We start from the raw sequence: 24,595 nt of genomic DNA, 5'->3' as shown, positions 1-24,595 counted from the left end.
ATAATGCGCATGATATTAAAAACGTAGGAGGCATAAAAATGACTGAAGTAAATTATGATGTTGCAATTATCGGTGCTGGACCAGCCGGTATGACTGCGGCAGTTTATGCATCACGTGCAAATTTAAGCACAGTAATGATTGAACGAGGCATGCCTGGTGGACAAATGGCAAATACAGAGGAAGTAGAGAACTTCCCAGGATTCGAAATGATTACTGGTCCAGATTTATCAACTAAAATGTTCGAACACGCTAAAAAATTCGGTGCTGAATATCAATATGGAGATATTAAATCTATTGAAGATAAAGGTGACTATAAAGAAATTAATTTAGGCAATAAAGAGATAACAGCTCGTGCGGTAATTATTTCAACTGGTGCTGAATATAAAAAAATTGGTGTCCCTGGTGAACAAGAACTAGGTGGACGCGGTGTAAGTTATTGTGCAGTATGTGATGGTGCATTCTTCAAAAATAAAAACCTATTTGTAATAGGTGGCGGGGATTCTGCAGTTGAAGAAGGTGCATTCCTAACTAAATTCGCAGATAAAGTTACAATTGTACACAGAAGAGATGAATTAAGAGCACAAAAAATCTTGCAAGATCGTGCGTTTAAAAATGACAAAATCGATTTTATATGGAGTCATACTTTAAAATCTATTAATGAAAAAGATGGAAAAGTAGGTTCTGTAACACTTGTTTCTACCAAAGATGCCTCTGAAGAAACTTTAGATGCAGATGGGGTATTCATCTACATTGGTATGAAACCATTAACAGCACCATTTGTGAATCTAGGAATTACGAATGATATGGGCTATATTGTAACTGAAGATAATATGAGTACGAAAGTGCCAGGTATATTTGCGGCTGGTGATGTTAGAGATAAAGGTTTACGTCAAATTGTAACAGCTACTGGTGATGGTAGTATAGCAGCACAAAGTGCTATTGATTACATTGAAGAATTAAAAGATAAGCAAGAAGCATAAATAAGATTAGGCTAGAGCATGCAATCACATCATATAGTGATTAAAGCATGAATTCTAGCCTTTTTTATTTAAATCAATATTAGATTCAGATATCGCAATGATAGTTACGATAAGTAGCTCATATGATATTATGAAAGTAAGTTAACGATATTCTAAAACGTATGTATACAATAAAAAGATTAACTAGGCGGTGTCAAAATGACGAACCATAAAGAAAATGAAATGAGTAAAAGTGAACTATTAGTAGTAACAGGTCTATCCGGTGCGGGTAAATCAGTGGTCATACAATGTTTAGAAGATATTGGTTACTTCTGTGTTGATAATCTACCACCTATTTTACTCCCTAAATTTGTAGAATTAATGGAACAAGGTAATCCTTCTTTGCAAAAAGTAGCTATTGCTATAGATTTAAGAGGTAAAGAATTATTTAAATCATTAGTAGAAGAAATTGATGCAATCAAAAGTAGAAACGATGTAATTGTAGATGTCATGTTTTTAGAAGCGGAAACAGAAAAACTAATTTCTAGATACAAAGAATCTAGACGAGCTCACCCTTTAAATGAAAATGGACAAATGTCTTTGATGGATTCAATCTTAGAAGAAAAGCAATTGCTTAGCAATATTCGTACAATCGCTAATTATATTGTAGATACAACTCAATTGACGACGAAAGAACTTAAAGCTAGAGTGAAAGAAAAATTTGAAGATGAGAATTTTAAATCCTTTAGTATCAATGTATCAAGTTTCGGTTTTAAACATGGTATACAAAAAGACGCAGATTTAGTATTTGATGTTCGTTTCCTACCAAATCCTTATTATGTTGAAGACTTAAGACCGATGACAGGAGAAGATGAACCAGTTTACCATTATGTTATGAAATGGAAAGAAACTGAAATATTTTTCGAAAAATTAATGGATTTACTGAAATTTATGATACCAGGTTATAAAAAAGAGGGTAAATCACAATTAGTAATTGCAATAGGTTGTACAGGAGGTCAACATCGCTCTGTTGCGTTAGCTAAACGAATTGGTGAAGAATTAACAGAAATATTTGATTATAATGTCTATGTTCATCACAGAGATGCACATATCGAAAGTGGCGTGAGAAAATGAAACAATTAAAGATTGTACTCATAGGCGGTGGAACAGGCCTATCAGTATTGGCAAGGGGGCTGAGAGAGTACCCCATTGATATAACGGCCATCGTTACTGTAGCTGATGATGGTGGTAGTACTGGTAAAATACGAAGTGAGATGGATATACCTGCTCCAGGTGATATTAGAAATGTTATCGCAGCACTAAGTGATGCTGAACCAGTCATAGAAGAATTATTTCAATATCGATTTAAAGAAAATCAAATCGAAGGGCACTCACTAGGTAATTTATTACTAGCAGCCTTAACAAATATAAAGAATGACTTCGGTCATGCAGTTAAAGAATTAAGTAAGATTTTAAATATTAAAGGTAAAGTGATTCCTTCAACGAATACTAATGTTATGCTAAACGCAGTGTTAGAAGACGGAGAAATTGTACGAGGAGAATCTCAAATACCAAAGAAAAACAAACGTATTGATCGTGTTTTTTTAGAACCTGAAAATGTTGAGCCTATGGAAGAAGCAATTGACGCATTAGAAGATGCAGATTTAATCGTGCTCGGACCTGGCTCACTATACACAAGTGTTATTTCGAATTTATGTGTTAAAGGTATGTCAGAAGCTATTTTACGTTCTAAAGCACCTAAATTATACATATCTAATGTTATGACTCAACCGGGAGAAACATCAGATTACGATGTTATGGACCATATTCAAGCAATACATAAACATGCTGGAAGTGATTTTATTGATTATGTCATCTGTAGTAATGATAAATACGATGATAAAGTGTTAGAACGTTATAAAGAGCGTAATGCTAAACCGGTTGTTATGGATGAACATAAAATTACAGATCATAATATTAGAATGGTTACGTCATCTAATTTAGTCGAAATATTAGATGATCATTTAGTACGTCACAATACTAAAGTTTTAGCAAGATTGATCTATGATTTAGCACTTGAAATGACAAGTACGATTCAATTTAGACCTAAAAAATAACACTTCTAATCATCTGTATAACTATGGTATGATATAGGGCGTATGTTTATTAATGTATTAGTGTAATATAGTGCAACTATATAGGATGTTAGTTACATGTATATATAAAATTGATTAGAGGGGGAAATGTGATGAGTTTTGCATCAGATATGAAGAATGAATTAACACGCATTGATGTTGATGAAAGCAATGCCAAAGCAGAGCTTAGCGCATTAATTCGTATGAACGGTGCACTTAGCCTATCTAATCAACAATTCGTAATTAATGTTCAAACAGAGAATGCTACGACTGCTAGAAGAATTTATTCATTAATTAAACGCATATTTAATGTAGAAGTGGAAATTCTAGTTCGTAAAAAAATGAAATTAAAGAAAAATAATATTTATATTTGTCGTACAAAAGTGCGAGCTAAAGAAATTCTAGATGAACTTGGTATATTAAAGAATGGTATTTTTGTTCACGATATAGATGCTAGCATGATTAAAGATGATGAAATGCGTAGAAGTTATTTAAGAGGCGCATTTCTAGCTGGAGGATCTGTAAATAATCCAGAGACATCATCCTATCATTTAGAAATATTTTCTCAATATGAGAATCATTCTGAAGGTTTAACTAAATTAATGAATAGTTATGGATTAAATGCTAAACATTTAGAACGAAAAAAGGGTAGTATTGCTTATTTAAAAGAAGCTGAAAAAATTTCTGACTTTCTAAGTTTAATAGGTGGATACCAAGCATTATTGAAGTTTGAAGATGTGCGAATTGTTAGGGATATGAGAAATTCAGTGAATCGTTTAGTAAATTGTGAAACTGCAAACCTTAATAAGACTGTAAGTGCCGCTATGAAACAAGTAGAAAGTATTCAGTTAATTGAACAGGAAATCGGATTAGATAATTTGCCTGATCGCTTAAGAGAGATTGCTAAACTTCGAGTTGAGCATCAAGAAATCTCTTTAAAAGAACTAGGAGAAATGATATCGACTGGTCCGATATCTAAATCTGGAGTCAACCACCGTTTAAGAAAGTTAAATGAACTTGCAGACAAAATTCGAAGTGGTGAAAAAATAGAATTATAAGTATAAACTCGTCATGGATTGGCGAGTTCTTTTTTTAGAACTAGAGACTTGAATCCCTGAATGGTCCCTGAAATTTAGTTTTCTTTGGTTTTTAATTAAAAGATAAATAAAAAAGAACGCCGCCACAACGGCATTCTTGAAATTAAAATGTGCATAATTAAAGCTATTAGCCCCCTCGAGAGGAGTCGAACCTCTATCTTAAGAACCGGAATCTTACGTGCTATCCGTTACACTACGAGGAGATATTAAATGATAAAGACAAATTTCTGTACTAATTGTTATTTTAAAAGTACAATCTGAATGTATGTTTATAGTGTACAAAATCTATTAAAATATGGTCAACTTTTCTTAATGCTAGATGAGTTTAAATTTTGACCATTTTTGACTTTTGATGTAAAATACTAATTAACAGTTAATCACAAGGAGGAAATATAAATGAATTTAATTCCTACAGTAATTGAAACAACAAATCGCGGTGAACGCGCATACGATATTTATTCACGTTTATTGAAAGACCGTATTATTATGTTAGGTTCTGCAATTGATGATAATGTAGCAAATTCAATTGTATCACAATTATTATTCTTACAAGCTCAAGACTCTGAGAAAGACATCTATCTATATATTAATTCTCCAGGTGGTAGTGTTACTGCTGGATTTGCAATTTATGATACAATTCAACATATTAAACCAGATGTACAAACAATCTGTATCGGTATGGCTGCATCAATGGGTTCATTCCTATTAGCAGCTGGCGCAAAAGGTAAACGCTTTGCATTACCAAACGCTGAAGTTATGATTCACCAACCATTAGGTGGTGCACAAGGACAAGCAACTGAAATCGAAATTGCTGCTAATCACATTTTAAAAACACGTGAAAAATTAAACAAAATTTTAGCTGAACGTACAGGTCAAAGTATTGAAAAAATTCAAAAAGATACTGATCGTGATAACTTCTTAACTGCTGACGAAGCTAAAGAATATGGTTTAATTGATAATGTTATGCAACCAGAAGATAAATAATCAAATTTAACCATGACATACAAATGGGGAGTGTTTAAACAAACACTCCCCGTTTTTTTATGACTATTTTAATTGTTTGAAGAACATTTTAGGAACAGTCGAATAGATATAATAAGTAAAATAATGCCACTTAAAATGAAGAATATAGACATTAATATAATTACTAAATTATGTTCGAAAGCGAAAATACCATTGAGTATAAGAAATAGACTTGCGATGATAAGTAGAATATAAGTTAATTTCTCGTCATTCATTTTCAAAACTCCAATTAAATTATTATGCATCTATTAAATCTTCGAAAGCAATTTTTAGATTAGAATAGTTAAATGTAAAACCGAGCGCATCCAGTTTATTTGGTAATACCTTTTGCGTATCTAAAACAACCGTAGACATTTCACCAAGTGCTAATCGCATTAGGAATGATGGCACCCATGTTTCATGAGGGCGATGCATGACACGCGCAAGTGTGTATCCAAATAAATTTTGGCGTTCAGCAATTGGTGCAGCCATATTGAATGGACCTTTTGCTTTAGGATTATCGATTGTGAATAGAATTGCGCGCACTAAGTCATTAATGTGAATCCATGAATACCATTGGAATCCAGATCCTAATTTACCACCTACGAAGAATTTATAAGGAAGCTTCATCGTCTGTAAGGCGCCTCCATCATTAGATAAAATCATGCTGAATCTGCCAAGTACTACTCGCGTACCAAATGACTCAAAGCGTTTAGCAAAACGTTCCCACTGATAAACCACATCAGATAGAAAATCAAATGGATGTGTTTGATATTTTTCTGTATACGTATGATATAAACTAGGTGGATAATAACCCATTGCACTAGCATTAAAGAGCACTTCAGGTTTATGTTCCCGTTGGCTAAACAAGTCAACTAGTGATTGTGTTGACTGAATACGACTAGTCATAATCAATTGTTTATATGATGGAGTCCAGCGTTTATTTAAAGTTGCACCAGCCAAATTAACTACAACATCTATATCTGGAACTTGGGACATCCAACCGTCTTTTGACCAATTAACATAAGAAATCTTTGGATCATCACTTTGCTTATCACTACGAGTTAGTATTGTAATATGTACATCGCGATTCTTTAATTCATTTACTAATTGACTGCCTACCATTCCAGTTCCGCCAGTTATTAAGAATTGCTTCATATTTACACCTCTATTAATTTATAGTATTAAGATAACTTTTCTATTATCAACATTGAACTTTTCTTGTTCAAAAAATGTACAATGATTAGTCAATAATATGTCATTTACTAAGCTGTAGACAGGATTTAAATTATCTAAAGTTAAGTTATAATTAATTTGTACCTTCGCTATAGTAGATTTCAATATCTCTGAGTAAATTGAGTATACCCCATAGACTACACAAAATAAACGAAGGTCAATTTTGACTCCCTTTAGTAGAAGCCCATGCGAGAATCGTGTGGGCTCTTTGTATATCTATTATAGTCCTAATGAATAAAGATTAAGAATAATATGATTAGAGGAATGAAAATGACTGATAAAAATATAAAATCAAACTGAGATGTATGACTGTCATCATAATCATCATTATTCAACATCATAGTTTTTAGATTATGTTTAGGTACATTTTCATCTTCAAATATATCTTCAGAAACAAATTTTTTCATTATGACTCACACTTTCACATTATAATAAAATTAAATTTGCATAATTGATGTTTGTAATTACTTATGATGTTATCATATATAAGTGATTATGTATCATTATAATTAATGTCTTAAACCTTTTTATTTCATTTCCGTGCGAATTACTGTAAAATTATATGCTACATTTAGGGGACTAGACAATTTTAATATATTAAAGTGAGGTAACTTATGTCTAAGAACAATAGAAATAGAGATGACTTTGGTGAACCGGAAAAGAAAAAAATGAGTGGCATTTCGAAACTTATTAGTACGATTATCGTTTTATTATTATTAAGCGGATTAGCATTTGCGATTTTTGCATTTGTAGATCATTCAAATCGTTCAAGTGAACGCTTAAACAATCAATCAACTGAAGAGCACAAAGATAAAAATGATAAAAAAGACAAAGAAGATAAAGACAAAAAGGATAAGTCAGATAAAGACAAAAAGGATAAGTCAGATAAAGATAAAAAAACTAGTGAAGATAGTTCGAATGTGACTCAAGAAAATGTTACGCAGCAAACAGCTCAAACCCAACAACGTCAGACACAACAAGCAACACCTTCAACTCAACAAAGAACTAAACAACAACCATTAACAGAAGAGAAACAAAGAACCAAAGAAGCACAGACTAAGGAAGAAAAAACACAAGAGAGAACAACTAAAGAAGAAGCTACAACAGAAGAAGCTCGCACTAAAGAACAAGCAACTCAAGAAAGTAACAGTAATAATAGCAGTGATAGTAATTCTAGTGAGTCAAATACGGATAAGTCTAATGGTAACCAGACAAGCAATCAAACTAGAACGCAACAATCACCGCAAACACAACAACGATCAACAACTCAGTCGTCTACGCAGCAATCAACCACAAGACAAACTTCACAACGAAGTTCTACGTCTAGTCAAAGTCAGTCAAGCCAAAAATCATCAAATAGTAATGAATAATATAGTTAGTAGTTATCAAAGTGAGATTTTGAAACAGTCATGTTTCAAGTCTCACTTTTTACTTTTTTAAAACATCCAATTGAGTAAAAAGGTAAAAATAATTGAAAGCAAAATAGAAATGATTATTGAAGAAAGGCAACCAAATGGACAACCACAACCATAATGATATCTTATTGAATAGTTGTTACGTTCATTACCATTAAAATAGTTATCATCTTTATATCTACGATCTTCAGGGTCAATGACTTCTACATTATTATCATTTTCTTGAGCCATTTCTTCATCCTCCTTAAATGAATTTCTTATATTGTAAATTAAAATAGTTTAAACAAGAAAGTATTTTGCAAAAGAATAATTTCTAAACTTAAAGGGTAATACTATAAAATAAGGGTTTAATTAAACTTTGTGCCACTTTATAAAATGGGAAATACTACTTAAATTAGGGAATTTTACAGATAATTTTAAATATTAGAGTTTTTCTCTTGCATTTTCAACAACACAATAGTACTATTGCAAGTGTAAAGAGGTTAGATTTTGTCCCGCGCGGGACACAATAAGTCAAACTGGGTTTATGCTATTGGTTACCCTTTATACATAAAGGAGGAAGGTAGTAGTGAAGGACTTGATTAAAATTCAACAGAAGCTGATACCTGATTTAATTGATAAAATGTATCGACGCTTTTCTATCTTAACTACTATCTCAAATAATCAACCAGTAGGTAGAAGAAGTTTAAGTGAGCACATGGATATTACCGAACGTGTCTTAAGATCTGAAACTGATATGTTGAAAAAGCAAGATTTAATTCAAGTCAAATCGACTGGAATGGAAATCACTGAAGAAGGCAAGTCAGTTTTGAATCAGCTTAACGAATATTTCAATATTTATACTGATGATAATCAATTAGCTGATCAAATTAAGTCAACTTTTGGTATTAAAGAAGTTCACGTTATACCTGGTGATGCAGATGCTCAAGAGAATGTTAAATCCGAAATGGGAAGACAAGCTGGCCAATTATTGGAAAGCATCTTATATGAAGACGCTATTGTTTCAGTAACAGGTGGTTCAACAATGGCAAATGTAAGCCGAGCCATGCATCTTCTACCATTTAATGTATTTTTCGTACCAGCTCGTGGTGGTCTTGGTGAGAATGTTATTTATCAAGCTAACACGATTTCAGCGAGCATGGCGCAACAAACAGGTGGTTATTATACAACACTTTATGTACCAGATAATGTGAGTGAATCAACGTATAATACACTTCTGATGGAACCCTCTGTGGTTCATACATTAGATAAAATTAAACAAGCAAATATAACAATTCACGGTATTGGTGATGCGCTGAAGATGGCGTATCGTAGACAATCGTCAGAACAGGTGATTGAAAGCCTTCAACATCATCAAGCCGTCGCAGAAGCTTTCGGTTACTATTTTGACGCTCAAGGAAATGTAGTCTACAAAGTAAAGACAATAGGACTACAACTTGAAGATTTAGAAACCAAAGATTTTATATTCGCTGTTGCAGGTGGACAATCTAAAGGTGAAGCAATTAAAGCTTACTTAAGTATTGCACCTAAAAATACAGTTTTAATTACTGATGAAGCAGCAGCAAAGGTAATATTAAATTAGTAATAAAAAGTTTAAAGCTTTTTAAATATCATTTTAAAGGAGGCCATTATAATGGCAGTAAAAGTAGCAATTAATGGTTTTGGTAGAATTGGTCGTTTAGCATTTAGAAGAATTCAAGACGTAGAAGGTATTGAAGTAGTTGCAGTAAACGACTTAACAGACGACGAAATGTTAGCTCATTTATTAAAATATGACACTATGCAAGGTCGTTTCACAGGAGAAGTTGAAGTTATTGATGGTGGTTTCCGCGTAAATGGTAAAGAAGTTAAATCATACGAAGAACCAGATGCAAGCAAATTACCTTGGGGCGATTTAGATATCGACGTAGTATTAGAATGTACTGGTTTCTATACAGATAAAGAAAAAGCAGAAGCACACATCAATGCAGGTGCTAAAAAAGTATTAATCTCTGCACCAGCTAAAGGTGATGTAAAAACAATCGTATTCAACACTAACCACAATGACTTAGATGGTTCAGAAACAGTTGTTTCAGGTGCATCATGTACTACTAACTCATTAGCACCAGTTGCTAAAGTATTAAGTGATGAATTTGGTTTAGTTGAAGGTTTAATGACAACTATTCACGCATACACTGGTGACCAAATGACTCAAGACGGTCCACATAAAAAAGGTGACAAACGTCGTGCGCGTGCAGCAGCTCAAAACATCGTACCTAACTCAACAGGTGCTGCAAAAGCAATCGGTAAAGTTATTCCTGAAATCGATGGTAAATTAGACGGTGGTGCTCAACGTGTACCAGTTGCTACGGGTTCATTAACTGAAGTAACAGTTGTATTAGAAAAAGACGTTACTGTTGAAGACGTTAACAAAGCAATGAAAAACGCTTCAAACGAATCATTTGGTTACACTGAAGACGAAATCGTTTCTTCTGACGTAGTTGGCATGACTTATGGTTCATTATTCGATGCTACTCAAACTCGTGTAATGTCTGTTGGTGACCGTCAATTAGTTAAAGTTGCAGCTTGGTATGACAACGAAATGTCTTACACTGCTCAATTAGTTCGTACTTTAGAATATTTAGCAGAATTATCTAAATAATTTAGAAGCATAGTTAAATAAACTTGTGCTCAGTATGGATGTACTATTCACAGTACACTTGTACAAATTATTGAAATAAGTTAGCTTATGAGTAAGCGGGGAGCACTAACGCTTCTCCGCTTATTTTTATATTAGTAATTCCTATTTAGAGGAGGAAATTATAATGGCAAAGAAAATTGTTTCTGATTTAGATTTAAAAGGGAAAGTTGTTTTAGAACGTGCTGATTTCAATGTACCTTTAAAAGACGGTAAGATCACAAATGATAACCGTATTGTTCAGGCTTTACCAACAATTAAATATATCATCGAACAAGGTGGTAAATTAGTACTATTTTCTCACTTAGGAAAAGTTAAACAAGAAAGTGATAAAGAAGGTCTTACATTAAAACCTGTTGCTGATGCTTTATCTGAAAAATTAGGTAAAGAAGTTACTTTCGTACCTGAAACACGTGGTAAAAAATTAGAATCAGCTATCAAAAACTTAAGTGAAGGCGATGTATTATTAGTTGAAAATACACGTTTCGAAGATTTAGATGGTAAAAAAGAATCTAAAAATGACCCTGAACTAGGTAAATATTGGGCATCACTAGGCGATGTATTTGTAAATGATGCTTTCGGTACAGCTCACCGCGAACATGCTTCTAATGTTGGTATTTCAACGCATTTAGAAACAGCGGCTGGTTATTTAATGGAAAAAGAAATTAAATTTATCGGTGGTGTTGTTAACGATCCACATAAACCAGTAGTTGCAATTTTAGGTGGCGCAAAAGTATCTGACAAAATTGGTGTTATTAAAAACTTAGTAAATATCGCTGATAAAATTCTTATTGGTGGTGGAATGGCGTATACTTTCTTAAAAGCACAAGGCAAAGAAATTGGCTTATCTTTACTAGAAGAAGACAAAATCGACTTTGCTAAAGAATTACTTGAAAGTAATGGCGATCAAATTGTGTTACCAGTAGATGCGAAAGTTGCGAAAGAATTCTCAAATGACGCTGAAATTACTGAAGTATCAATCGATAACATCCCTTCTGATCAAGAAGCAATGGACGTTGGCCCTAAAACTGTTGAATTATTCTCTAAAGAATTAGAAGGTGCACATACAGTAGTATGGAATGGACCTATGGGTGTATTTGAATTTAGTAACTTTGCTCAAGGTACAATCGGTGTATGTAAAGCCATTGCTAACTTAAAAGACGCTACTACAATTATCGGTGGTGGTGACTCAGCAGCAGCTGCAATTTCTTTAGGTTTTGAAGATGACTTCACACATATTTCTACTGGTGGCGGTGCATCATTAGAATACCTAGAAGGTATTGAATTACCAGGAATTAAAGCAATTAATGATAAATAATCATCTTATAAAAGGTGTACGTTTTTCTAAGCATTTTCAAGGGAAAATGTACAAAGAATAAGACTTTACGTCTTAAAAAGTTATTTAACGCTAAAATTACAATTTTAAATATATAGGAGTGTAATCAATGAGAAAACCAATCATAGCTGGTAACTGGAAAATGAACAAAACAGTTAAAGAAGCTAAAGACTTCGTTAATAATTTACCAACATTACCTGATGAAAAAGAAGTTGAATCAGTAATTTGTGCACCAACAATTCAATTAGATGCATTAATTTCATTAGTGAATGATGGCAAAGCAAAAGGATTGAAAATTGGTGCTCAAAACACTTATTTTGAAGATAATGGTGCATTCACAGGAGAAACTTCTCCAGTGGCATTAGCTGACTTAGGTGTTAAATACGTAGTTATTGGACACTCAGAACGTCGTGAATTATTCCATGAAACAGATGAAGATGTGAATAAAAAAGCACATGCGGTATTTAATCATGGCATGACACCAATTATTTGTGTTGGTGAAACTGATGAAGAACGCGAAAATGGCAAAGCTAATGAAATCGTTAGCAATCAAGTTGAAAAAGCATTAGAAGGTTTATCTGAAGAGCAACTTAAAGAAGTTGTTATTGCATACGAACCAATTTGGGCAATCGGTACTGGTAAATCAGCTACTTCTGATGATGCTAATGAAATGTGTGCTCACGTGCGTAAAACAGTAGCGAAAGTGGCTAGTCAAGATGTTGCTGATGCAACACGTATTCAATATGGTGGTAGTGTTAAACCTAACAACGTTAAAGAATACATGGCTCAATCTGACATTGATGGTGCATTAGTAGGTGGCGCATCATTAAAAGTTGAAGATTTCGTACAATTGTTAGAAGGTGCAAAATAATTATGGCTAAACAACCGACAGCTTTAATCATTTTAGATGGTTTCGCTAATCGTGAAAGTGAACATGGTAATGCTGTAAAACAAGCGCATAAACCAAATTTTGACCGCTATTACAGTAAATACCCAACTACACAAATTGAAGCCAGTGGTTTAGACGTAGGTCTTCCAGAAGGCCAAATGGGTAACTCAGAAGTTGGTCATATGAACATTGGTGCAGGACGTATTGTTTACCAAAGTTTGACACGAATCAATAAATCAATCGCAGATGGCGATTTCTTTGAAAATGATGTGTTAAATAACGCCGTGCAACATGTTAATGAGCATGATTCTGCATTACATGTCTTTGGATTACTATCTGATGGTGGTGTACACAGTCATTACCAACATTTATTTGCATTGTTAGAACTTGCTAAACAAAAAGGTTTAGATAAAGTTTATGTACATGCATTCTTAGACGGTCGTGACGTAGACCAAAAATCAGCACTAAAATACATTGAGGAAACAGAAGCTAAATTTAAATCATTAGGTGTAGGTGAGTTCGCATCTATTTCTGGCCGTTATTACGCTATGGACCGTGATAAACGTTGGGACCGTGAACAAAAAGCATATAATGCTATCCGTAACTTTGAAGGGCCTGCTTATGCTTCAGCAAAAGAAGGCGTTGAAGCTAACTACGCTAATGATTTAACAGATGAATTTGTTGAGCCATTTGTTGTTGAAGGTCAAAATAATGGCATCAATGATGGAGATGCAGTTATCTTCTTCAACTTCCGCCCTGATAGAGCAGCTCAGTTGTCAGAAGTATTTACTAATAAAGCATTTGATGGCTTTAAAGTAGAACAAGTTAAAGATTTATTCTACGCAACATTTACTAAATATAATGACAATGTAGATGCTGAAGTTGTCTTCGAGAAAGTGGATTTAACAAATACAATTGGTGAAGTTGCTCAAAATAATAACTTAAAACAATTACGTATTGCTGAAACTGAAAAATATCCACATGTAACGTACTTCATGAGTGGTGGACGTAATGAAGAATTTGAAGGTGAGCGTCGTCGTTTAATCGATTCACCAAAAGTAGCGACTTATGATTTAAAACCAGAAATGAGTGCGTATGAAGTTAAAGATGCGTTATTAGAAGAGTTAGATAAAGGGGATTTAGATTTAATTATCTTAAACTTTGCTAACCCTGATATGGTTGGACATAGTGGTATGTTAGAACCAACTATCAAAGCAATTGAAGCAGTGGATGAATGCTTAGGTGAAGTTGTTGATAAAATCTTAGACATGAATGGTTATGCAATTATTACAGCTGACCATGGTAACTCTGACCAAGTATTAACAGATGATGATCAACCAATGACTACTCATACGACTAATCCGGTTCCTGTTATTGTAACTAAAGAAGGCGTTACATTACGTGAAACTGGTCGTCTGGGAGATTTAGCACCAACACTATTAGATTTATTAAATGTAGATCAACCATCAGACATGACTGGTGAATCACTTATTAAACACTAAAAATTAGTCCAGTTATAAATGGTAAGAATATTGAAATCCCTAATACGATATTTGAAACTTTAGGGATTCAGTCCTTATCTGATATAAATATTTTATTTAAAGATTAAATCAAGCTATAATAGCTTTAGAATCTAAATTAAAGGAGATTTTTCACATGCCAATTATTACAGATGTTTATGCTCGCGAAGTCTTAGACTCACGTGGTAACCCAACAGTTGAAGTTGAAGTATTAACTGAAAGCGGTGCTTTCGGTCGTGCATTAGTGCCATCAGGTGCTTCTACAGGTGAACACGAAGCAGTTGAATTACGTGATGGAGATAAATCACGTTATAGCGGTAAAGGTGTTACTAAAGCTGTTGAAAATGTTAACGAAATTATTGCACCAGAAATCGTTGAAGGTGAATTTTCAGTATTAGATCAAGTATCTATTGATAAAATGATGATTCAATTAGACGGTACACCTAACAAAGGTAAATTAGGTGCAAACGCTATTTTAGGTGTATCTATCGCAGTTGCACGTGCAGCAGCAGACTTATTAGGTCAACCTTTATACAAATATTTAGGTGGATTCAACGGTAAACAATTACCAGTTCCTATGATGAACATCGTTAATGGTGGTTCTCACTCAGACGCACCAATCGCATTCCAAGAATTCATGATTTTACCAACAGGTGCAGAATCATTCAAAGAAGCATTACGTTGGGGTGCTGAAATCTTCCATAACTTAAAATCAATCTTAAGTGAGCGTGGTTTAGAAACAGCAGTAGGTGACGAAGGTGGTTTCGCTCCTAAATTTGAAGGTACTGAAGATGCTGTAGAAACAATCATTAAAGCTATCGAAAAAGCAGGTTACAAACCTGGCGAAGAAGTATTCTTAGGATTCGACTGTGCTTCATCTGAATTCTACGAAAATGGTGTATATGATTACACTAAATTCGAAGGTGAACATGGTGCGAAACGTAGCGCAGCTGAACAAGTTGACTACTTAGAAGAATTAATTGGTAAATACCCAATCATCACTATCGAAGATGGTATGGATGAAAATGATTGGGACGGTTGGAAACAATTAACTGATCGTATTGGAGATAAAGTTCAATTAGTAGGTGACGATTTATTCGTAACTAACACTGAAATCCTTTCTAGAGGTATTGAACAAGGTATTGGTAACTCAATCTTAATCAAAGTTAACCAAATTGGTACTTTAACAGAAACTTTCGAAGCAATCGAAATGGCTCAAAAAGCTGGATATACTGCAGTAGTTTCTCACCGTTCAGGTGAAACAGAAGATACTACAATCTCTGATATCGCAGTAGCTACTAATGCTGGTCAAATTAAAACTGGTTCATTATCAAGAACTGACCGTATTGCTAAATACAATCAATTATTACGTATTGAAGATGAATTATTTGAAACTGCTAAATTCGATGGTATCAAATCATTCTACAATTTAGACAAATAAGTATAATAATTTAACCTATTTAAAACATTAATAGAGTTCACGCTTATGTATTACCTGTCACAGAGTTGAGACTGTGGCAGGTTTTTTAATTATTAAACAATGTAAGTGATTAATTAAATTGTAAAATCATAATGACAAAATCATTAATGTAGCTTTTATCACATATATCTAACCTACTAATGATTTTTAACGAACATGGAACAGATTTAATTTAGGTATACAAACTGATATAATAGTTATGTATATAAAAGAAGGAGAAATAAAGATGGAGAATCAACTTAATCAACCTAGTCAAAGAGAACGCAATGCAGGTAAATTAATAGGCTACAGTTCTTTAATTTTATGTATTTTATTGATCATCCATAACTTTATTGCACTAGATACGTTAACTGCTAAGACACTATTATCACAGGCAGGACAGAAAGCAAGTGATAGTGCAGTAGCTAATATATTAAATAGCTTTAGATATACTGGCATTATGTATATTTTGGCATATTTAGCAGGTGTCATTGCATTATGGAATCGACATAAATATCTGTGGTGGTTTATGTTTGCAGTCTATGTTTCAAATGTATTATTTACATTAGTAAACGTAACTATGGTTATAAATGCGATAATAACAGCTAAATCAATGTTGTTTATTATTCCTATTATAATCGTAATTGTGGGCTCTACAGTATTAGCATTATACATGCTAGTTATTTCAATCATCCGTAAGAGCACCTTTAATCGATAGTCATTGATTATAAAGACTAGTATATGATATAATTCGGAACGTATATAATGAATGGAGGACAATTTTCATGCATACACTTTTTATAGTACTATTAATTATTGATTGTATTGCATTAATCACTGTTGTATTACTCCAAGAAGGTAAAAGTAATGGACTTTCAGGTGCTATTAGTGGTGGCGCAGAACAGTTATTTGGTAAACAAAAACAACGTGGCGTCGATTTATTCTTGCATAGATTAACAATTATTTTAGCAGTCATTTTCTTTTTAATAATGATTGGTATCAGTTACTTTGGTTTATAAGGTCCGACGATGTTAATGTCGGGCTTTTTTATTTATAATGAATAGTGACGGACGACGTCATTGATATTTAGTCAGGAGACCTAAGGTCCGATTTAAATAATGCATATTTCCGAGATAATAAGGGAATATTTAGTTAAATATAATATTAATACGAAGCATTGTATTTGAATTAAAAAATATAACGCAAGAATAATTTTGAGATAATGATGGAAGAGGGATTTTAAATGCAAATTAAATTACCACAACCGTTTTTCTTTGAGGAAGGAAAACGAGCAGTCTTACTTCTACATGGATTTACAGGTAATTCATCAGACGTAAGACAATTAGGAAGATTCCTACAGAAGAAAGGTTACACTTCTTATGCGCCTCAATATGAAGGGCATGCTGCACCACCTGAAGAAATTCTAAAATCAAGCCCACATGTGTGGTTTAAAGATGTGATTGATGGTTATGATTATTTAGTGGACCAAGGCTATGAAGAAATTGCCGTAGCAGGCTTATCTCTTGGTGGTGTATTCGCATTGAAATTGAGCTTAAATCGTCCTGTAAAGGGTATTATAACTATGTGTGCACCCGCTGAAGGTAAAACGCAAGGTGCGATATACGAAGGCTTTTTAGAATATGCACGAAACTTCAAAAAATATGAAGGCAAAGATCAAGCAACGATTGATAAAGAAATGAAAGACTTCCATCCTACTGAAACGTTAAAAGAGTTAAGCGAAACATTAAATAACGTTAGAAACGAAATCGATGAAGTGTTAGATCCAATTTTAGTAGTACAAGCTGAAAATGATGAAATGATTAATCCTCAATCAGCAAATTATATATACGAGAATGTCGACTCAGATGAAAAAGACATCAAATGGTATGCAAATTCAGGACATGTCATTACAATCGATAAAGAAAAAGAACAAGTATTCGAAGATGTATACAGTTTCTTAGAAACTTTAGATTGGTCTGAATAATAAATTTAAAAATATTAAACGAAAGAAGAAAGGAGGGGCATGATGAATTTAAAGCAATCCATTGAAGAAATCATAAAGCAACCTGATTACGAACCGATGTCGGTATCTGATTTTCAAGATGCTTTAGGTCTTAATAGTGCCGACTCATTTAGAGATTTAATAAAGGTGCTAGTAGAACTTGAACAAGCAGGTTTAGTTGAACGAACTAAAACAGATAGATACCAACGCAAACATTCGCATAAAAGTTCAAATTCTAAGTTAATTAAAGGGACGTTAAGTCAAAATAAGAAGGGCTTTGCATTCCTACGTCCTGAACTAGAAGATATGGATGATATCTTTATTCCACCAACGAAGATTAATCGTGCATTAGATGGTGATATAGTTATTGTAGAAATACAGAAGTCTAAAGGTGAGCATAAAGGTAAAATTGAAGGCGAAGTTAAATCAATCGAGAAACATTCTGTCACTCAAGTAGTCGGTACCTATAGTGAAGCGAAACATTTTGGCTTTGTTATCCCAGATGATAAACGTATTATGCAAGACATTTTCATACCGAAAGGTCAAAGTCTTGGTGCGGTAGATGGTCATAAAGTACTCGTTCAAATTACGAAGTATGCAGATAGTACAGATAATCCTGAAGGACATATATCTGCGATTCTAGGCCATAAAAATGACCCAGGAGTAGATATCTTATCAATCATTTATCAGCACGGTATCGAAATCGAATTCCCTGATAATGTATTGAAAGAAGCCGAAGCGGTTCCTGAAGAGATTAAGCCTGATGAAATTAAAGGTCGTACAGACTTACGTGACGAGTTAACGATTACCATTGATGGTGCAGACGCAAAAGACTTAGACGATGCTATTAGTGTAAAAAAATTAAAAAATGGTCACACTGAATTAACTGTAAGTATTGCGGATGTTAGCTACTATGTTAAAGAAGACTCAGAACTTGATAAAGAAGCTTACGATAGAGCGACAAGTGTTTATTTAGTAGACCGTGTTATTCCAATGATTCCACACCGTTTGAGTAATGGTATTTGTTCATTGAACCCAGAAGTCGATCGCTTAACACTAAGTTGTCGCATGGAAATCAATGAACGAGGCGAAGTGGTTAATCATGACATTTTTGATAGTGTAATCCATTCTAATTACAGAATGACATATGATGCAGTTAATCAAATTATAACTGAAAAGGCCCCTGACGTACGTAAGCAGTATCAAGAAATTACACCAATGCTTGATTTAGCACAAGATTTATCAAATCGTTTAATCCAAATGCGTAAACGTCGTGGTGAAATTGACTTTGACATAAGTGAAGCTAAAGTGTTAGTGAATAACGAAGGCTTACCAACTGATGTGGTTTTACGTGAGCGAGGCGAAGGTGAACGTTTAATTGAATCATTTATGTTAGCTGCTAACGAAACGGTGGCAGAACATTTCAATAAACTTGAAGTTCCTTTCATTTACCGTGTTCACGAACAACCTAAATCAGATCGTTTAAGACAGTTCTTCGACTTTATTACAAACTTTGGAATTATGATTAAAGGTACGGGGGAGGATATTCATCCTTCAACATTACAATCTATCCAAGAAGAAGTTGAAGGTCGCTCTGAACAAATGGTTATATCAACAATGATGTTACGTTCAATGCAACAAGCACATTATGATGATACAAACTTAGGTCACTTCGGTTTATCAGCGGAATACTATACACATTTTACATCACCTATTAGACGTTATCCGGACTTAACAGTTCATCGTTTAATTCGAAAATATCTTATCGATAATTCAATGAATAACAAAGAATTACACAAATGGGAAGATAAATTACCTGAATTAGCTGAGCACACATCTCAACGTGAACGTCGTGCAATTGAAGCAGAACGAGATACTGATGAATTGAAAAAAGCTGAGTATATGATTCAACATATCGGTGATGAATTTGAAGGTATTGTAAGCTCTGTTGCAAATTTTGGTATGTTTATCGAACTACCTAACACAATTGAAGGTATGGTTCATATTTCAAATATGACAGATGATTATTATCAATTTGATGAACGCCAAATGGCACTTATTGGTGAGCGCCAAGCAAAAGTATTCCGTATAGGCGATCAAGTTACAGTGAAAGTCACACATGTCGATGTAGATGAACGAATGATTGATTTCCAAATTGTTGGTATGCCATTGCCAAAAAATAATCGAAGTCAACGACCATCGAGAGGTAAAACGATTCAAGCTAAAACACGTGGCAAGTCTTTAGATAAATCAAAAGATGATGATCATAAAGGCAAGAAGAAAAAACGTAAGCAACGAAAAGGTAAAAACCAACGTAGTCGTGATAAACAAGGTAAAACGAATCACAAACCATTCTATAAAGATAAAAGTGTGAAGAAAAAATCACGTCGTAAGAAAAAATAATCAGCAAAGAGGTGACACAGATTAATGGCTAAGAAGAAAACGAAATCACCCGGTACACTAGCTGAAAACCGTAAAGCCAGACATGATTATAATATTGAAGATACAATTGAAGCAGGTATTGCTTTAAAGGGAACAGAGATTAAATCTATTCGTCGAGGTAGTGCCAATTTGAAAGATAGCTATGCTCAAGTTAAACGTGGCGAGATGTTCATTAATAATATGCACATTGCACCTTATGAGGAAGGTAACCGTTTCAATCATGACCCTTTACGTTCTAGAAAGTTATTACTTCATAAGAAGGAAATTATTAAACTTGGGGAACGTACGAGAGAAATTGGCTATTCACTTATTCCATTAAAACTTTATTTAAAACATGGTCAATGTAAAGTCTTATTAGGCGTAGCACGTGGTAAGAAAATACATGATAAACGTCAAGCTTTAAAAGATAAAGCAATGAAACGTGATGTTGATCGTGCAATCAAAGACCGTTATTAAGCATGTTTGTTGATTAATCGGGTGCTATTTGGTATGATAACTGATGTTGTGAATTAAAAAATACGTTAGATAGAGAGTGAAGTAGGATTCTTTCGATTGTGTTATTTTACTTTAGTATGAATGACTAGAACTAAGAATTGCTTTATATATTGCTTTCTTAGTTCAGTCAGTCACTACGTATTGTAATGATTTATAAATTTTATTACGGGGGCGTTTTTGGATTCGACAGGGGTCCCTCGAGCACATTAAGCGTGTCGGAGGGCTGTCTCCGACATCAACACATTTCAGTAAATATAACTGACAAATCAAACAATAATTTCGCAGTAGCTGCGTAATAGCACTCTGCATCGCCTAACAGCATCTCCTACGTGCTGTTAACGCGATTCAACCCTAGTAGGATATGCTAAACACTGCCGTTTGAAGTCTGTTTAGATGAAATTTAATCAAACTAGCATAATACTGGTTGTCTGTTGCTTACTATTATGCGAAATTCATCAATAGACTACACACGTAGAAAGATGTGTATCAGGACCTCTGGACGCGGGTTCGAATCCCGCCGTCTCCATAATGTAGCCTATAACCTTTGTGGTTGTGGGCTTTTTGTTTTTGTTGCCACAGTATTGCCCCAAAATTGCCATACAAAAAATGGCTCTATAATAAATAGGAATTAAAAGATAGACTGAAAAATTTAAATCAACGCGATGATTATTATTTGTTATTATAGTTGAAAGATAATAAAATTAATGGCTTAAGTGGTATGTGTAAAATATTGTTTTTTTTAAAAGTGGAGAATATATGAGGGTTTTAGCATTTGTCATTAATTCTAATTATTGAAAAAAGGTTATGGCTCATTTTTTACTTAATAAAGGCGAGAGTTTAGTATGTACATTGGGAAGTAAAGTACTTACCCTGAATAGTGGTATAAAGGAAGAAAGAAAAAATGCTCATTCTTTTTATACAAGTAATGGTTTAGATAGAAAAGTATTTGGATTCGTTAAATATTTATTATAATAAGTGACAGAAGGTGGATTAATAAATTTGTTGCGTCAGTAATATTGATAGAAAAAACAAGCATTTACGTTTCAATTAAAGAAGCATGTAAATGCTTGTTTTGCTATTAGTTATCGTTGATTTTTTTACCATCTATACGATCTGATTCGCCTTTATCTTTGTGAACCTTAGGGTTGTCTTTTTTGTGAGTACTTTTCTTAACATTATCTACTGAATCATCATTGTTACCACATGCCCCTAATAGTAAAAAACTTGAGAGTAGTACAAAAGCTACTTTCTTCATAAGTGTCACCCTTTATTTAATTATATTTAATATCTAATTGATATAAATATTATTACTATAAGTATGTCACACTTTTCTAAAAATTCAACAGTTAATAATATTTGATAATTTAAATTAAAAAATACCGGGATAAGTCGAAAAGTTGATTATCCCGGTAAAAGTAATTGTATTAATTAATTTATATATTGATTACACTAATTAGTTTGCACTAATATTTGATTCATCTGTATTAGTCTCAGTTGTTGCTTCGCCATTGTCAGATTGTTCAGCGGAGCTATTTTCTGAATATGTCTGTGTTTGATTTTCATTAGACTGATTATCAGTACTTGAACTATCCTCTGTAGAGATATTTCCGTTTGAACCGCTATTATCATCATTGTCATTACTATTTCTATTACTTTGATTATAGTTTTGATTTGTGTCGTTTGCTTGATTCGCATTTTGATTATTATTAGAAGAAATATTATTTTGATTGTTTACAGTATTATCTTGTGTAGTATCTTGTTGAGTAGAAGGTGCTTCGTTATTTGATTCTTCAGTTGTTGGTTGCTCTTGTTGTGAGCTTTGTTGTTCTTGAGTATTTAATTCTTCATTAGTTGATGTTTCTTCAGAACGATTTTGTTCTTCTTGAGTAACATTATTATCATCTTTGTCGTCATCTTTTTTGTCTTTTTTCTTTTTATCATTAGATGATTTATCCTCTTTAGGTTGCTTATCTTTAGATTGAGTTGCTTGATTTTCAGTTGGATTATTACTTTCAATCATTTTATGAATGCCTAAAGCAAGCATACTTAGTAGAATAATCGTAATAGCCATCGCAAAATATTTAAAATAATTCTTATTTTTAAATACTGCCAAAATAGCGAACAAGATTAATATAATCGCAATAATTAGTAATACCGTGCCTGTATAGAACAACAGTTTCTCCATACGCTACCTCCATTAAATTTACATCATTAATTGTATTGTATTACACATATAATATAATACATATTACCTTGTAATTAACATCTAATTACTATTTAAAAACAGTAGTGTAAACGTATAATTAATCAAGCTATTTCACCTTATCGAAAATGCTAATCTCTTTATGCTCTTTACTTACAGATACATATAAGTTTTCATCGTTAAGTTGTGCTTCGTTTGATGTTTGACTTAAGTTAATTTCAGCTAATATTTTGAAAGATCCATTATGATAAGGTTCAACAATAGATATTTCATTCGCATGTTCTTGAATCATCAAATGTCTTTGTGATTGATTATCTATTTTCCAGTTAGTCATATATTCACCTTTTTCGTAAAAATAAAACTGGAAGTAGGACAGAATTTTTTAATTCGTTCCACTTCCAGCTTGGTTCGATTGTAGAATTTCTTAGGGAAATTCTCTTTGCTGGGGATCCGCCCGCAAGGATGACTTGAAATGAAAAAGCATAATTTAAGCACCTTTTCAGTTCAGTCAGCTACTACGAAATTGCAAAATAGCATCATTATTTTACTTATGCCCTAGGCCCAGTAGTTTAACTATTTAAAACTTTGCTCTATTTCTGTAAAAGCTTTGTTAGTAACGCTAATGTCATCAATTCTATCTGCTGTAAGTTGTCCTTCAAGATAACCATGATCGATTAGAACTTTACAATTCTCTAAAAAATCATCGTATTCACGATCACAGAAATAATCATCTTGTGCTTTTATACTATCTCCAAAATAATTCGCTTCACTTTCAGATTGCCCTTCATTAGAACGTTCCATGTATAATTTATAAAATTTAGCTATCGTATATTTTTGTTCTTGAGTTAATGAATCTAACATGACATGTTCCCCCTCACTATAATATGTTATACCCAAATTAAATATGATTGAAAACGTAGTGTAGGGGTTAATAAACTACTGTGCATCTTCAATGCCTTTATTAACTGCTTTAGCGAATTTGTAAAATGTATGTGTGTAATTGTCTGGGTTCTTTCTTGTATTTTGATCTAATTTTTTATCCTTAAAGAATAATGCTCTTTGTCCAGTAGTTAATTCAAGTTGAACGCCTGAATCATTATCACTTCTATTAATAATATTAGATGATGATGTCGCTTCAATACCTTTAGGGCTCTTTTGAACAGTGAAACCTCTATTTTTTAATGATTTTGTGATAGATTTCGCTAATTTTTTATCCTTACCGCCAACGTAAACAATAGGGTCTTCACCAGAATAGCCATGAATGGATATTGTCTCATCTGAGTGGTCTAACATTTTTAATAGTGTCGGTTCATCAAACACAGTTGAAGTGATATGCAAGCGTTCGTTATGCTTTGGCATTAATCCTTCGAATGTGTAAAAATCATATTCACCTATATTGGCCACACGACGTGCAAGTTCAGTTGTACCTGGTTCAATACCTCCGCCATGTATCGCTGTGACAAGCATGTGATTATCTTTACGATTTTTCGTTTTAATACGCCAATCTTTACCTTCTGTTGTGTTTTCTTTTAGCTCTTCGAAATTTGAATAATAATCTAATGAACGATTTTGTTTATCTTCACGTGTTTTATAAAGTATAAATGCAATAGCTATAATAGTAATAATTAAGACAGAAATAAAAATATAATATAATTTAGAATACCAGTTTTTTCTTTTTCTCATATGACCTTCCTTTATATTGATTGTAATAATAAAAATGTGTAATTT

At 33.2% G+C, this 24,595-nt stretch carries 26 protein-coding genes, 1 tRNA gene and 1 other RNA gene; 18 read left to right on the top strand and 10 right to left on the bottom strand.

All coding sequences use genetic code 11. The features are described from left to right. Nucleotides 1-38: 38 nt before the first annotated feature. The 4 genes from trxB to whiA all read left to right on the top strand — a co-directional run bounded on the left by trxB (nt 39) and on the right by whiA (nt 4,152). Nucleotides 39-980, top strand: coding sequence for a thioredoxin-disulfide reductase (gene trxB, locus HMPREF2715_RS01065; protein WP_011276389.1), 942 nt, complete (start codon nt 39-41; stop codon nt 978-980). A 198-nt stretch (nt 981-1,178) separates the two neighbouring features. Beyond that, the gene (gene rapZ, locus HMPREF2715_RS01060; RefSeq protein ID WP_011276388.1) at nt 1,179-2,093 is read left to right on the top strand and encodes an RNase adapter RapZ; all 915 of its coding nucleotides are present in this window, start codon (nt 1,179-1,181) and stop codon (nt 2,091-2,093) included. After that, entirely contained in the window at nt 2,090-3,076 is a 987-nt protein-coding gene (gene yvcK / locus HMPREF2715_RS01055) for a gluconeogenesis factor YvcK family protein (RefSeq protein ID WP_070581541.1), read from the top strand. The genes rapZ and yvcK overlap by 4 nt, the downstream gene beginning before the upstream one ends. Nucleotides 3,077-3,207: 131 nt before the next feature. After that, on the top strand, nt 3,208-4,152 hold the full coding sequence (gene whiA / locus HMPREF2715_RS01050; protein ID WP_037548865.1) for a DNA-binding protein WhiA: 945 nt from the start codon (nt 3,208-3,210) through the stop codon (nt 4,150-4,152). A 170-nt stretch (nt 4,153-4,322) separates the two neighbouring features. Here the strand turns inward: whiA and HMPREF2715_RS01045 are convergent. Next, nucleotides 4,323-4,394 (bottom strand) — tRNA-Arg (locus tag HMPREF2715_RS01045). A gap of 193 nt (nt 4,395-4,587) precedes the next feature. Between HMPREF2715_RS01045 and clpP the strand changes: the two genes are divergently transcribed. Continuing rightward, complete coding sequence (clpP, locus tag HMPREF2715_RS01040) at nt 4,588-5,175, top strand: ATP-dependent Clp endopeptidase proteolytic subunit ClpP (protein ID WP_011276385.1); 588 nt, start codon at nt 4,588-4,590, stop codon at nt 5,173-5,175. A gap of 68 nt (nt 5,176-5,243) precedes the next feature. Here clpP and HMPREF2715_RS11590 read toward each other — a convergent pair whose 3' ends face one another. From HMPREF2715_RS11590 to HMPREF2715_RS01030, 3 genes are all read right to left on the bottom strand, one after another. Then, a complete protein-coding gene (locus tag HMPREF2715_RS11590; protein ID WP_075140371.1) occupies nt 5,244-5,429 on the bottom strand; it encodes a hypothetical protein in 186 nt (61 codons plus the stop codon). Between the two features lie 22 nt (nt 5,430-5,451). Continuing rightward, nucleotides 5,452-6,351, bottom strand: a complete 900-nt coding sequence (locus HMPREF2715_RS01035; RefSeq protein ID WP_070581540.1) for a TIGR01777 family oxidoreductase — start codon at nt 6,349-6,351, stop codon at nt 5,452-5,454. A gap of 305 nt (nt 6,352-6,656) precedes the next feature. Continuing rightward, a complete protein-coding gene (locus HMPREF2715_RS01030) occupies nt 6,657-6,836 on the bottom strand; it encodes a hypothetical protein (RefSeq protein WP_011276381.1) in 180 nt (59 codons plus the stop codon). 207 nt (nt 6,837-7,043) lie between these two features. Here HMPREF2715_RS01030 and HMPREF2715_RS01025 point away from each other — a divergent pair, with 207 nt between their 5' ends. Continuing rightward, a complete protein-coding gene (locus HMPREF2715_RS01025; protein ID WP_070839161.1) occupies nt 7,044-7,799 on the top strand; it encodes a DUF4887 domain-containing protein in 756 nt (251 codons plus the stop codon). Between the two features lie 66 nt (nt 7,800-7,865). On the opposite strand, the gene HMPREF2715_RS01020 is transcribed toward HMPREF2715_RS01025, so the two are convergent. Continuing rightward, nucleotides 7,866-8,075, bottom strand: a complete 210-nt coding sequence (locus HMPREF2715_RS01020) for a hypothetical protein (RefSeq protein WP_011276379.1) — start codon at nt 8,073-8,075, stop codon at nt 7,866-7,868. Nucleotides 8,076-8,412: 337 nt separating this feature from the next. Between HMPREF2715_RS01020 and HMPREF2715_RS01015 the strand changes: the two genes are divergently transcribed. The 12 genes from HMPREF2715_RS01015 to ssrA all read left to right on the top strand — a co-directional run bounded on the left by HMPREF2715_RS01015 (nt 8,413) and on the right by ssrA (nt 21,193). Further along, nucleotides 8,413-9,426, top strand: a complete 1,014-nt coding sequence (locus tag HMPREF2715_RS01015) for a sugar-binding transcriptional regulator (protein ID WP_011276378.1) — start codon at nt 8,413-8,415, stop codon at nt 9,424-9,426. 51 nt (nt 9,427-9,477) lie between these two features. Next, entirely contained in the window at nt 9,478-10,485 is a 1,008-nt protein-coding gene (gene gap, locus HMPREF2715_RS01010; RefSeq protein WP_011276377.1) for a type I glyceraldehyde-3-phosphate dehydrogenase, read from the top strand. Between the two features lie 163 nt (nt 10,486-10,648). Next, nucleotides 10,649-11,839, top strand: a complete 1,191-nt coding sequence (pgk, locus tag HMPREF2715_RS01005; protein WP_011276376.1) for a phosphoglycerate kinase — start codon at nt 10,649-10,651, stop codon at nt 11,837-11,839. A 127-nt stretch (nt 11,840-11,966) separates the two neighbouring features. After that, a complete protein-coding gene (gene tpiA / locus HMPREF2715_RS01000; protein WP_011276375.1) occupies nt 11,967-12,728 on the top strand; it encodes a triose-phosphate isomerase in 762 nt (253 codons plus the stop codon). Between the two features lie 2 nt (nt 12,729-12,730). Then, nucleotides 12,731-14,248: a 2,3-bisphosphoglycerate-independent phosphoglycerate mutase gene (gene gpmI / locus HMPREF2715_RS00995; RefSeq protein ID WP_070581537.1), complete on the top strand. Its 1,518-nt coding sequence runs from the start codon at nt 12,731-12,733 to the stop codon at nt 14,246-14,248. Nucleotides 14,249-14,402: 154 nt separating this feature from the next. After that, a complete protein-coding gene (eno, locus tag HMPREF2715_RS00990) occupies nt 14,403-15,707 on the top strand; it encodes a surface-displayed alpha-enolase (protein ID WP_070581536.1) in 1,305 nt (434 codons plus the stop codon). 265 nt (nt 15,708-15,972) lie between these two features. Then, on the top strand, nt 15,973-16,443 hold the full coding sequence (locus HMPREF2715_RS00985; protein WP_011276372.1) for a hypothetical protein: 471 nt from the start codon (nt 15,973-15,975) through the stop codon (nt 16,441-16,443). 67 nt (nt 16,444-16,510) lie between these two features. Next, on the top strand, nt 16,511-16,744 hold the full coding sequence (secG, locus tag HMPREF2715_RS00980; protein WP_011276371.1) for a preprotein translocase subunit SecG: 234 nt from the start codon (nt 16,511-16,513) through the stop codon (nt 16,742-16,744). Nucleotides 16,745-16,968: 224 nt separating this feature from the next. Beyond that, nucleotides 16,969-17,709, top strand: a complete 741-nt coding sequence (locus tag HMPREF2715_RS00975) for an alpha/beta hydrolase (RefSeq protein ID WP_070581535.1) — start codon at nt 16,969-16,971, stop codon at nt 17,707-17,709. Nucleotides 17,710-17,751: 42 nt separating this feature from the next. Further along, a complete protein-coding gene (gene rnr, locus HMPREF2715_RS00970) occupies nt 17,752-20,130 on the top strand; it encodes a ribonuclease R (RefSeq protein ID WP_070581534.1) in 2,379 nt (792 codons plus the stop codon). Between the two features lie 24 nt (nt 20,131-20,154). Beyond that, nucleotides 20,155-20,625: an SsrA-binding protein SmpB gene (gene smpB / locus HMPREF2715_RS00965; protein WP_011276368.1), complete on the top strand. Its 471-nt coding sequence runs from the start codon at nt 20,155-20,157 to the stop codon at nt 20,623-20,625. Nucleotides 20,626-20,831: 206 nt separating this feature from the next. Continuing rightward, nucleotides 20,832-21,193: a transfer-messenger RNA gene (gene ssrA / locus HMPREF2715_RS00960) on the top strand. A gap of 549 nt (nt 21,194-21,742) precedes the next feature. Here ssrA and HMPREF2715_RS11980 read toward each other — a convergent pair. The 5 genes from HMPREF2715_RS11980 to HMPREF2715_RS00940 all read right to left on the bottom strand — a co-directional run bounded on the left by HMPREF2715_RS11980 (nt 21,743) and on the right by HMPREF2715_RS00940 (nt 24,550). After that, nucleotides 21,743-21,919 carry a hypothetical protein gene (locus HMPREF2715_RS11980; protein ID WP_176744749.1) on the bottom strand — a complete coding sequence of 59 codons (177 nt, stop codon included), beginning with the start codon at nt 21,917-21,919 and terminating at the stop codon, nt 21,743-21,745. 198 nt (nt 21,920-22,117) lie between these two features. Next, nucleotides 22,118-22,849, bottom strand: a complete 732-nt coding sequence (locus HMPREF2715_RS00955) for a hypothetical protein (RefSeq protein ID WP_070839158.1) — start codon at nt 22,847-22,849, stop codon at nt 22,118-22,120. 127 nt (nt 22,850-22,976) lie between these two features. Next, nucleotides 22,977-23,201, bottom strand: coding sequence for a hypothetical protein (locus tag HMPREF2715_RS00950; protein ID WP_070581532.1), 225 nt, complete (start codon nt 23,199-23,201; stop codon nt 22,977-22,979). Between the two features lie 239 nt (nt 23,202-23,440). Further along, nucleotides 23,441-23,728, bottom strand: coding sequence for a hypothetical protein (locus HMPREF2715_RS00945; protein ID WP_016931004.1), 288 nt, complete (start codon nt 23,726-23,728; stop codon nt 23,441-23,443). A gap of 75 nt (nt 23,729-23,803) precedes the next feature. After that, nucleotides 23,804-24,550, bottom strand: coding sequence for a poly-gamma-glutamate hydrolase family protein (locus HMPREF2715_RS00940; protein WP_070581531.1), 747 nt, complete (start codon nt 24,548-24,550; stop codon nt 23,804-23,806). Nucleotides 24,551-24,595: the final 45 nt, after the last annotated feature.

Source organism: Staphylococcus sp. HMSC062A01, from assembly GCF_001836805.1.
In the GTDB taxonomy this organism is placed as follows: domain Bacteria; phylum Bacillota; class Bacilli; order Staphylococcales; family Staphylococcaceae; genus Staphylococcus; species Staphylococcus haemolyticus.
This window is presented reverse-complemented; position numbering and strand designations above follow the sequence as displayed.